General features: G+C 65.4%; 7 protein-coding genes and 1 pseudogene. 6 read left to right on the forward strand and 2 right to left on the reverse strand.

All coding sequences use genetic code 11. The features are described 5' to 3' along the window. The first annotated feature begins 153 nt into the window (after nucleotides 1–153). Nucleotides 154–972, forward strand: a complete 819-nt coding sequence (locus tag G3436_RS15650) for an ABC transporter ATP-binding protein (protein WP_163946573.1) — start codon at nucleotides 154–156, stop codon at nucleotides 970–972. Here the strand turns inward: G3436_RS15650 and G3436_RS15655 are convergent. Then, nucleotides 934–1,740 carry an IclR family transcriptional regulator gene (locus G3436_RS15655; RefSeq protein WP_420801217.1) on the reverse strand — a complete coding sequence of 269 codons (807 nt, stop codon included), beginning with the start codon at nucleotides 1,738–1,740 and terminating at the stop codon, nucleotides 934–936. The two genes, G3436_RS15650 and G3436_RS15655, sit on opposite strands and share 39 nt — an antisense overlap. Before the next feature lie 191 nt (nucleotides 1,741–1,931). On the opposite strand from G3436_RS15655, the gene G3436_RS15660 reads away from it, so the two are divergent. From G3436_RS15660 to G3436_RS15680, 5 genes and pseudogenes are all read left to right on the forward strand, one after another. Next, nucleotides 1,932–4,022 carry a TonB-dependent receptor gene (locus tag G3436_RS15660; protein ID WP_163946575.1) on the forward strand — a complete coding sequence of 697 codons (2,091 nt, stop codon included), beginning with the start codon at nucleotides 1,932–1,934 and terminating at the stop codon, nucleotides 4,020–4,022. Nucleotides 4,023–4,089: 67 nt separating this feature from the next. Beyond that, a complete protein-coding gene (locus G3436_RS15665) occupies nucleotides 4,090–5,406 on the forward strand; it encodes an NtaA/DmoA family FMN-dependent monooxygenase (RefSeq protein WP_163946578.1) in 1,317 nt (438 codons plus the stop codon). After that, on the forward strand, nucleotides 5,407–6,339 hold the full coding sequence (fepB, locus tag G3436_RS15670) for a Fe2+-enterobactin ABC transporter substrate-binding protein (RefSeq protein WP_163946581.1): 933 nt from the start codon (nucleotides 5,407–5,409) through the stop codon (nucleotides 6,337–6,339). Between the two features lie 3 nt (nucleotides 6,340–6,342). Next, nucleotides 6,343–7,346 (forward strand): annotated as a pseudogene (locus tag G3436_RS15675) (FecCD family ABC transporter permease). A gap of 2 nt (nucleotides 7,347–7,348) precedes the next feature. Next, a complete protein-coding gene (locus G3436_RS15680; protein ID WP_163946589.1) occupies nucleotides 7,349–8,380 on the forward strand; it encodes a FecCD family ABC transporter permease in 1,032 nt (343 codons plus the stop codon). Nucleotides 8,381–8,425: 45 nt separating this feature from the next. On the opposite strand, the gene G3436_RS15685 is transcribed toward G3436_RS15680, so the two are convergent. Next, nucleotides 8,426–9,388 (reverse strand): hypothetical protein, encoded by a 963-nt coding sequence (locus G3436_RS15685; RefSeq protein ID WP_163946584.1) that lies wholly within the window; start codon nucleotides 9,386–9,388, stop codon nucleotides 8,426–8,428. Between the last annotated feature and the right edge of the window lie 232 nt (nucleotides 9,389–9,620).

Consider the following 9,620-nt stretch of genomic DNA (forward strand, 5'->3'; position numbering starts at 1 on the left):
TGCAACGCGCCATGGCCTGATGGATCGGCGTTGTCAGCCTTGTAGGCCCTATCGCAGATCTCACTGGCACAATCTGCTCCTTTCCCATTCCGAATTGCGGAATCAATTCCTCGTCTGCAATACTGGCGCACGATTCAGCCAGGACCCTTCGCCATGACGCACCGCCTGCAGGCCGATGCCGTGACGCTTCGTTACGACCAACGCACGATCTCTACCAACCTCTCGGTGAATATCACCGACGGCTCGTTCACGGTGATCGTCGGCCCCAACGCCTGCGGCAAATCCACGCTGCTACGCGCTCTGTCTCGTCTGCTGGTGCCGACCACCGGTCAGGTCCTGCTGGATCAAGCCCGTATCCACGATCTGCCCGCCAAGGAAGTGGCACGCCAGCTCGGGCTGCTGCCGCAAAGCGCAACCGCCCCCGACGGCATCACCGTGGCCGATCTGGTCGCCCGCGGCCGTTACCCCCATCAGTCGTTCCTGCGTCAATGGTCCGAAGCCGATGAACAAGCCGTCACCGCCGCGATGCACGCCGCTCACGTGACGGAGTTGGCCGGGCGCCCGCTCGACGAGCTGTCTGGCGGCCAACGCCAGCGGGTGTGGATCGCAATGGTATTGGCGCAGCAGACACCGATCCTGCTACTCGACGAACCCACGACCTTCCTGGACATCGCCCACCAGTTCGAACTGCTCGAACTGCTCGCCGACCTCAACCGCCAAGGCCGCACGGTGGTCGCGGTACTGCACGACCTCAATCAGGCCTGCCGCTACGCCTCGCACATCATCGCGATGAAGGCCGGCGCAATCGTCGCCCAGGGCGCACCCGCGCAGATCTTCACCACAGCGCTGGTGCACGAGGTGTTCGGCATGGCCTCGATGATCATCGACGACCCGGTCACCGGCACCCCGCTGGTGGTGCCAGTGGCCGGCCGGTCAGCGGCCGACGCCTTCCCACGGCAAGCCGCCGGTTGATTGGTTGACCAGGCTGGCCGCGCGGTAAAGCGCCTCGCGGTCCTGCGGGGTCTTGAGCTTGCCCAGGTCGGTCACGGTGGTCATCGCGCACACAATCTCGCCTTGCGCATCGAACACCGGCGCCGCCTGGCCGGTGACATTCGACAACAGGTGGCTGGTCATCTCGGCCCACTTGCCACTGCGCACTTCGTCCAGCACGGCCTTGCTCGGCGGCGTACCGCGAAAATGTGCCGGTTGCTGCTTGCGCGCCGCATCGATGGTGGCCTTGGGCAAGAACGCCTGGAACACCAGGCCGCACGCGGTGTTGTCGATGGGCAGGATGTCGCCCAGGGCCAGCGGGTTGATCGAGAAGAACGCACTGCGGTACCAGCGCACCAGCGTCGGCCCACGGTCGGTCCAGATCGCCACGCCACCACTGGCCGCGTACTGGTGGGCCAGCGCTTTCATGTGCTGCGCCGCAATCTCCACTGCATCCACGCGCTTGAGTGCACCGATGCTGATGCTCAATGCCGCCGGGCCCAGGTCGTAGAGGCTGCTGGCCGGGTCCTGCTTGGCCAGGCCCTCCTTGACCAGGCTCTGCAGGTAACGGTGCGCGGTGGAGGCGCCCGTCTGCGTACGACGCGCCACTTCGCCCAGGGCCAGCTCGCATTCCGCGCTGGCCAGCACATTGAGAAACCGCGCAGCAATGGCCACCGACTGAATGGTGCCCGAGCGCTTTTCGCTCAAGGTATCCGGCGCTTCGTCCGGTACTTCATTGGTTCTGGTCAACAGGCCTCTCCTCACCGTGCTTCACGTGCGCGCCGCTTGTACGCGGCGTCGCTGCGCATGATACCGGCTTTGCATCCCGCATAGCGCAGCGTTTTATATGCCGCATTGCAGAATGAATTCTCTATTGAGGAATGGTGTGGCCACATGCTACCCTCCGCTCAAACGATTATGATTATCATTTGGAGTGAGTTTTGAAGGCCCATCAACCGCGTTCATTCACCTATGGATTCAGCCTTTTCACGCTCTCGACCCTGCTCGGCGCAACGCCTGCGCTGGCGGCCGAAGCCAGCGCAGGCAGCAACAAGGGCGTGGTCACGTTCGAGCCGATCATGGTCACGGGCGAGAAGCTGGAACGCGACCTCAAGAACACCGCGTCTTCGGTCACGGTCAAGGGCGCCCGGGAGATCGAACAGCAGAACACCGGCAATGCCAGCGTGCATGAAGTGCTCAACGACGTGCCCAACGTGATCTACACCGACTCGGTGGGGGCGCCGATCATTCGCGGGCAGGACACCCAGGGCCCCAACAACGGGCAGAACCAGTTCTGGGGCGGCACCGTGCCGCGGGCCACGATCAACCTGGACGGCCACTACCTGAACTACAACGAGATGTTCTTCGGCGCGACCTCGGTGTGGGACGTGGACAGCATCGAGGTGTTTCGCGGCCCGCAGACCACCTCCCAGGGCGCCAACGCCATCGCCGGCGCAATCATCGTCAACACCAAGGACCCGAGCTTCACGCCCGAGGCGGCGTACCAGGCCGAAATCGGCAATTACAACGCCAAGCGCACCTCGATCGCGCTGTCCGGGCCGCTGATGGGCACCGACCTGGCCGGGCGCCTGGCCGTGGACTATTCGGCGCGCGACACCTTCATCGACTACACCAACCCCAACTTCCAGAAGGGCAAGACCGACCACGACTTCAGCGCGCTCACCACCCGGGCCAAGCTGTTGTGGCTGCCCACCGACATCGCGGGGCTGGAAGCCAAGTTCACCTTCTCGCACAACGAAAGCAACCGCCCTACGCAAGAGGCCGCCTCGGCCCCGTACCACAAGCTCGACCACACCACCACGACCATGCCCAGTTGGGAGCAGAGCACCAACACCAGCGTGCTGGACGTGAGCTACGACTTCGACAACGGCATCAAGCTGATCAATCAGGCGCAGTACTCGTTGTCCGACGTGCAGCGCTACACCGGCATCCCGGGGCAGGGCGACGCCGACATCAAGCAGAAGAACCTGTCCAATGAAACCCGCCTGGTGTTCGGCGACCAGCACAGTGCACTCAGTGGCGCCACGGGCATCTATGTCGCCCGTACCCGAACCGATGAAAGCCTCAACCTCGCGGGGCTGTCGACCTTCGACGACATCAAGCAGAACCTCGGCCTCTTCGGCGAGCTGAACTACCGCCTGAGCGACCAGTGGACCTTGAGCACCGGCCTGCGTTTCCAGCAGGACCGCATCGAGCGCGACGGCCGTTCGGTACTGGCCCCCACCGCGCTGGATTACCAGAAGACCTTCACGGCGGTGCTGCCCAAGGTCTCGCTGGCCTACGCCGCGACCCCGGACTGGACCGTGGGTGCAATGGTCAGCCGGGGCTACAACCCGGGTGGCGTGTCGCTCAACCTGTCGACGCGCCAGTGGCAGTACTTCAAGGAAGAATCGGTGTGGAACTATGAACTGTTCACCCGTGCCAGCCTGCTCGATGACCGCCTGCGCCTGAGCGGCAACCTGTTCTACATGGACATGAAGGACTCGCAGTACAACATCCCGGTGGTGATCGCCAGCGGCATCACCCAGTCCTACACCATCAATGCCGAGAAGGCCCATGCCTATGGCATGGAACTGAGCGCCGACTACCAGCTGTTCGACAGCCTGACACTCAAGGCCAGTGCCGGCACGCTGCGCACCCGCATCGACCGCATCACCAGCAATGACAGCTACCAGGCCAACGCGTTTGCCAAGTCGCCGGGCTACACCCTGAGCGTCGGCCCCAGCTGGGATATCACCGACGCGCTGAACCTCTCGGCGCACGTCCGCCACATCGACGGCTATTACTCCGACACGGCCAACAACAAGGCGTATGCCGTCGATTCCTACACCCTGACCGATGCGCGCATGAGCTACCGCTACAGCCCGGCCGTGGAGCTGTATGGCTATGTGAAGAACGTGTTCGACGACCGTAACCCGACCTACCTGCAACAGAACCGCGGCATTGGCGGCACCGAAGCGAGCATGACCACGCCGCGGATGTTCGGCGTCGGCGTCAAGGGCAGCTTCTGAGGCACCTGCCTGCACAGGCGGCCGCTGCACGGCCGCCGTTCACCCACAAACGGACACCGGAGCGTTGATGACCACCCCGCACAAACGACTGCACATCGGCCTGTCACTGGCCCCGACCTGGCTCAGTGGCGATGGCTGGCGCGGCGAAAACAGCGCTATCGAAGCCATCTTCACCGCGGAGTACGCGATCGACCTGGCGCGCCGCGCCGAGGCGGCGCACCTGGACTTCGTGTTTCGCCCCGATGTGAGCTTCCTGCCGATGCAAGGCCTGGAAAACGGGCCGGGCTTCGCCAGCCTCGATCCGACGATTCTGCTGACTGCGGTGGCCCGCGAAACCTCACGCATCGGCCTGGTGTCGACCGTGTCGACCACCTTTTTCCCGCCCTACGTGGTGGCCCGGCAACTGCAATCGCTGAACTGGATCAGCAAGGGGCGGGTCGGCTGGAACATCGTCACCGCGCTGCAAGGCAACGAGAACTTCGGCCTGGACCAGATGCCCAGCGCCGAGGAGCGCTACGCGCGGGCGGCGGAGTTCACCCGGCTGGTGCATCAGCTGTGGGACAGCTTCCCGTCCGAGGCGCTGACCCTCGACCGCACCAGCGGCCAGTATGCCGACGTGTCGAAGATCCAGCCGGTGAACCACGACGGGCCTCACCTCAAGGTCAAGGGCCCGCTGAACCTGCCCGCATTCGCCGGTACGCGTATCCCGCTGATCCAGGCCGGGGCCTCGGAATCGGGGCGCGATTTTGCCGCGTCGGTGGCCGACCTGGTGTTTGCCCCCACGCCCGACAAGGAGGCTGCACTGGAACTGCGCCGCGACCTTGGCCTGCGCGCGCAACGCCATGGCCGTGCGGCACAGTCCGTGCGCCTGCTGCCGGGCCTGAGCCTGTACCTGGCGCCGACCCGCGAGGCGGCCAGGGCTTTGTTCATGCAGACCCATGGGCGCATGGACCGTGCGCGCAAACTGGCGTCGATCAAGGAAATGACCGGGCTCGACCTGGCCGGCTGGCCGCACGACCGACTCGTTACTCGCCACGATTTGCCGGCCCTTGCTCCCGAGGCCTCCAGCCGCACCCACAGCAGCCTGTTGCGCCGCCTGATCGAGCGCGAATCGCTGCGCGTGGATGAATTGCTGCTGCGCCCCGAAGTGATCTCTGCGGCGCACTGGCAAGTGGTGGGCACGGTCGACGATGCGGTCGAGCAGATTGCCGACTGGGCCGCCAGCGGGGCGATTGACGGCTTTATCGCTGCCCCCGGCGGTTCGGTGGATTCGCTGCACCTGTTCCTCGATCAGGTGATGCCGCGCCTGGTCGCTGCGGGGCTGTTCCGCACGGGCTACAGCGGCGCCACGTTTGCCCATCACCTTGAAGAGCTGAATCCCTAAATGAAAAAGTTGAGTGTGGCGCTGCTGGTCGTTGCCGTGGCGCTGGGTGGGGTGGTCGTGGTGGGGGCGTTGCCGCGCACCGCGCAGGTCGAGGCCCCGGCGCCTGCCGCCAAACCGCAGCGTATTGTCTCCAGCGCTCCCAGCGTGACCGGCATACTGCTGGCGATGGACGCGCCGCTGGTGGCGAGTGCCGCGACCACGCCGAGCCGTATTTCCGATGCCGAGGGGTTCTTCTCGCAGTGGGCAAATGTCGCGCACACGCGTGGCGTGCAGGTGCTCTACAAGAACCTGGTGTTCGACCTGGAAGCGGTGGTGGGCATGAACCCGGACCTGCTGGTGGTCTCTGCCACGGGTGCCGACAGCGTGATCCAGCATCAGGGCGAACTGGAGGCCCAGGGCATCAGGACCGTGGTGGTCAACTATGCCAACCACAGCTGGCAGGAACTGGCCCGCCAACTGGGCGAGGCCAGCGGCCTGCAGGCCGAGGCCCAGGCCGCCATCGAGCGCTTCGACGCCTATGCCGCGCAGGTCGCAGCGGGCATCACGCCACCCGCCGGGACGGTCAGCCTGATTGGCTACAACCTGGGCGGCAGCTATTCGGTCGCGCGCCTGAGCAGCCCCCATGCCCATGTGCTCAAGGCACTCGGGTTCGACGTGGCAGGGTTGCCCGCGGCACTGCAGGGGCAGGTCAAGCGCAGTTCCGATGTCGACTTCATCTCCCGCGAGAACCTGTCCGCCGCCATTACCGGTGACACGGTGTTCCTGCTGGGCGGCAGCGACAGCGATGTGCAGGCGTTTCTGGCCGATCCGGTGCTGGCCAACCTGCCAGCCGTGATCCACCAGCGGGTGTACGCGCTGGGCCCCAGTTCGTTCCGTATCGACTACTACTCCGGGCGCGAGATGATCGATAGCGTGGCGCGGGTGTACCGCTGAACCATGGGCCGATCAAGACGTGGGCAAGGCCTGCTGGCAGGGCTGTTGCTGCTGGCAGTGGCGGTGGTGGCGAGCCTGGTGGTCGGGTCGCGCAGTATCGGTGTGGCCGAGGTGTTCGAGGCGCTGACGGCGTATGACCGATTGGACGACCAGCACCTGATCGTGCGCGAACTGCGCGTGCCGCGCACGCTGGTGGCGATCCTGGCCGGGGTTGCGCTGGGGGTGTCGGGCGCGATCATGCAGGCGGTCACCCGCAACCCGCTGGCCGAACCGGGCCTGCTGGGCATCAATGCAGGCGCCGGGGTGGGGGTGATCATCGGGGTGGCGGTGCTGGGCCTGGGCAGCATGAGCGCGTACGTGTGGTGCGCGTTTGTCGGCGCCGGGCTGGCGGGTGTCGCCGTGTTCTTGCTCGGCCGTGCCCAGGAGACCGGCACCAATCCGGTCCGCCTGGTGCTGGCCGGGGCAGGCCTGTCGGTGATGCTGGCGTCGGTCACCGGCCTCATCCTGCTCAATGCCCCGCTCGAGGTGTTCGACCAGTTCCGTCACTGGGCGTCAGGCTCGCTGGAAAAGAGCGGCTTCGACGCGGTGGGTGTGCTGGTGGTGGCCGTGCTGCTGGGCGGGGTCACAGCACTCGGGCTGGTGGGCAGCCTGAATGCCATGGCGCTGGGCAAGGACCTGGGGCTGGCACTGGGTGTGAACGTGCGTCTGACCTGGCTGCTGGCCTGCCTGACGGTCATGCTGCTGGCCGGCGCGCTACAGCGGCGGCGGGGCCGATCGGCTTTGTCGGGCTGGTGGCGCCGCACCTGGCGCGCCTGCTGACAGGGCCTGACTACCGTTGGATCGTGCCGTATTCGGCGTTGTTTGCCGGGGCGCTGCTGCTCACTGCCGACGTGCTCGGGCGTGTGGTCGCGGCGCCGGCGGAAATCGCGGCGGGCATCGTCGCGCTGTTGATTGGCGGGCCGTTCTTCATCGCGCTGGTGCGCACCTTCCGGTTGAGCAAACTATGAACATGACCGCTACACGGGTAGTGCGCCTGGCGGCCTTGTCGTTTCGCTGGCAGCCACGCGGGGTGCTGGTGTGTGCAGTGCTGATGCTGCTGGCGCTCGGGTTGGGTGTGGTGCTGCTGGGTATCGGCACCCTGCAACTGTCGCCAGGGCAGGTGCTGGCCAGTGTGCTGGGGGCAGGGCAGAGCCCGACCGCCGACCGCATTGTGCTGCGCGTGCGCCTGCCGCGGGTGCTCACGGCGTTGTGCGTGGGGGCATCGCTGGGCATGGCCGGGTCGATCTTCCAGTCCATTTCACGCAATGCGCTGGGTTCGCCTGACATCATTGGTTTTACCACGGGCGCGGCGAGTGGCGCGATCGTGCAGATCATCCTGTTCGATGCCGGGCCGCTGGGGGCGTCGGTGGCGGCGGTGATGGCCGGTGTGTGCACGGCCGCGCTGGTCTTCGTGCTGTCGCTCAAGGGCCGCACCAGCGGCGGTTACCGCCTGGTGCTGGTGGGCATCGGGGTGGGCGCGATGCTGTCGGGGCTCAACACCGTGCTGCTGGTGATGGGCAACCTTGACCAGGCGATGTCGGCGCAGATCTGGTTGGCGGGTTCGCTCAATACCCGTACCTGGTCGCACGTGCTGCCGGCGGCGCTGGGGTTGTTGCTGGTGGTGCCGGCGGTGGCGTATCACGCGCGCGGGTTGAACATCCTCGAGTTGGGCGACGACAGTGCCAACCAACTGGGGGTTTCGGTGGAGCGCACGCGGTTGCTGATGGTGCTGGTGGCGGTGGGGTTGACGGCGATTGCCACGGCGGCGGCGGGCCCGATCAGTTTCATTGCGCTGGCGGCACCGCAGTTGGCGCGGCGCCTGACCGCCTCGGCGCGGGTGCCGTTGGTCAGCGCTGCGTTGATGGGGGCGGTGTTGTTGCTGGTCGCGGATGTACTGAGCCAGCGGCTGGTGTCGACACTCAATCTGCCGATCGGCTTGACCACGGGGTTGCTCGGCGGCCTGTACCTGCTGTGGTTGCTGGCGCGCAACCGCCGGGCGTGAGGCAGGCGCACCGGCAATCGGTGCACCTGCCTGGCGGTGTGACGGTCAGGTCATCTGCCGGAAGCCTTCGAGGAAGTCCTTGGCCTGGGCCCTGAGTGCCTCGGGCATCGACATGCTCTTGAGGTACGCCTCGTTGCCCTGCAGTTTCTCCACTTCGTGGCCAGGCAAGCCGCCGTACTGCGCGTACAGGCTGCGGTAGAGTGCCTTGACGGTATCCGGGTTGATCAAGTCGGGATAGTCGCGCGCTTTCTTCATGCCTGCGCCACTGCCGTTTTTCATGTGGTCCAGAGTGCGCTCCAGCGAGTCGCCGTAGTAGCAGCGCCACAGCACGAACTGGGTCAGCGGGTCGATGCTGTCGAAGCAGCTTTTGCCGGTGGTGCTGATTTCGATACCGGTCAGCAGGGGGCGGGTGTTGGTGATGATCTTGTCGATCTCGGTGGGTGTCTTGTCGGCCCAACCATCGCCGATGCTCTTGCGCGCGGCGTCTACCCAGCCTTCCAGGGTGGTGAGTTTGTCGACGTTGAAGGCCGAGAAACCGGTGTGGCCGTCCGGGTAGGCGGGCATCAGGGCATTGGCGCCGTAAGACTGCACCAGGATCGTGGTGCTGTTGAGCCCGACGCTGGCTTCGGCCGCGATGGCCGACAGGGTCATGGCTGCCGACGCCTTGGCGGTCATGTGGTTGACGATCAGGCGAAAGCCGGCGCCGTACTGCCAGCCGAGCATGCTTGGGTTGGTCGAGGACGCAGCTTTGTGCAGGGTGGTGGTGCGCTCATAGGAGAACACCACAATGCGTTGGTGAACATCGCCCTGGGCTTGGGCGATGCTGCCGGTGAGCTTGCAGGCGGCGGTGTAGTCGAGCAGTCGCGAATTGATTTCCACCACCTCGCCGATCTCCAGTGCCTTGACCTCCTCGGGGGAAGGCAGGGTGACATTGTCGATGCGGGCGATCTGCTTGATGTAGTCCAGCGCCGTGACTTTTTCGCCCGGCTTGATCATGAAATAGGCCATTTGAGACTCCTTCTCGCTGTGCGGTAGTGGATGCTGGCATGGGGCCAGCATGCGGAGTCTACTTGCGCCGGTATTGGCGTGGCTATCCCTGGGAGGGGGGATATTTGTGGATTTTTTGGGTTGATGTGGCTGCTGCAATGCGCCGCATGGGCGGCACTCGATTTCAAGAGCGCTGGAGATGTGTTGGCTGGCACAGAGTGGCCCCACTGCAATGTGTGGGCGGACTACCAAG

Origin of the sequence: Pseudomonas brassicae (assembly GCF_010671725.1) — a bacterium.
Classification (GTDB): Bacteria; Pseudomonadota; Gammaproteobacteria; order Pseudomonadales; family Pseudomonadaceae; genus Aquipseudomonas; species Aquipseudomonas brassicae.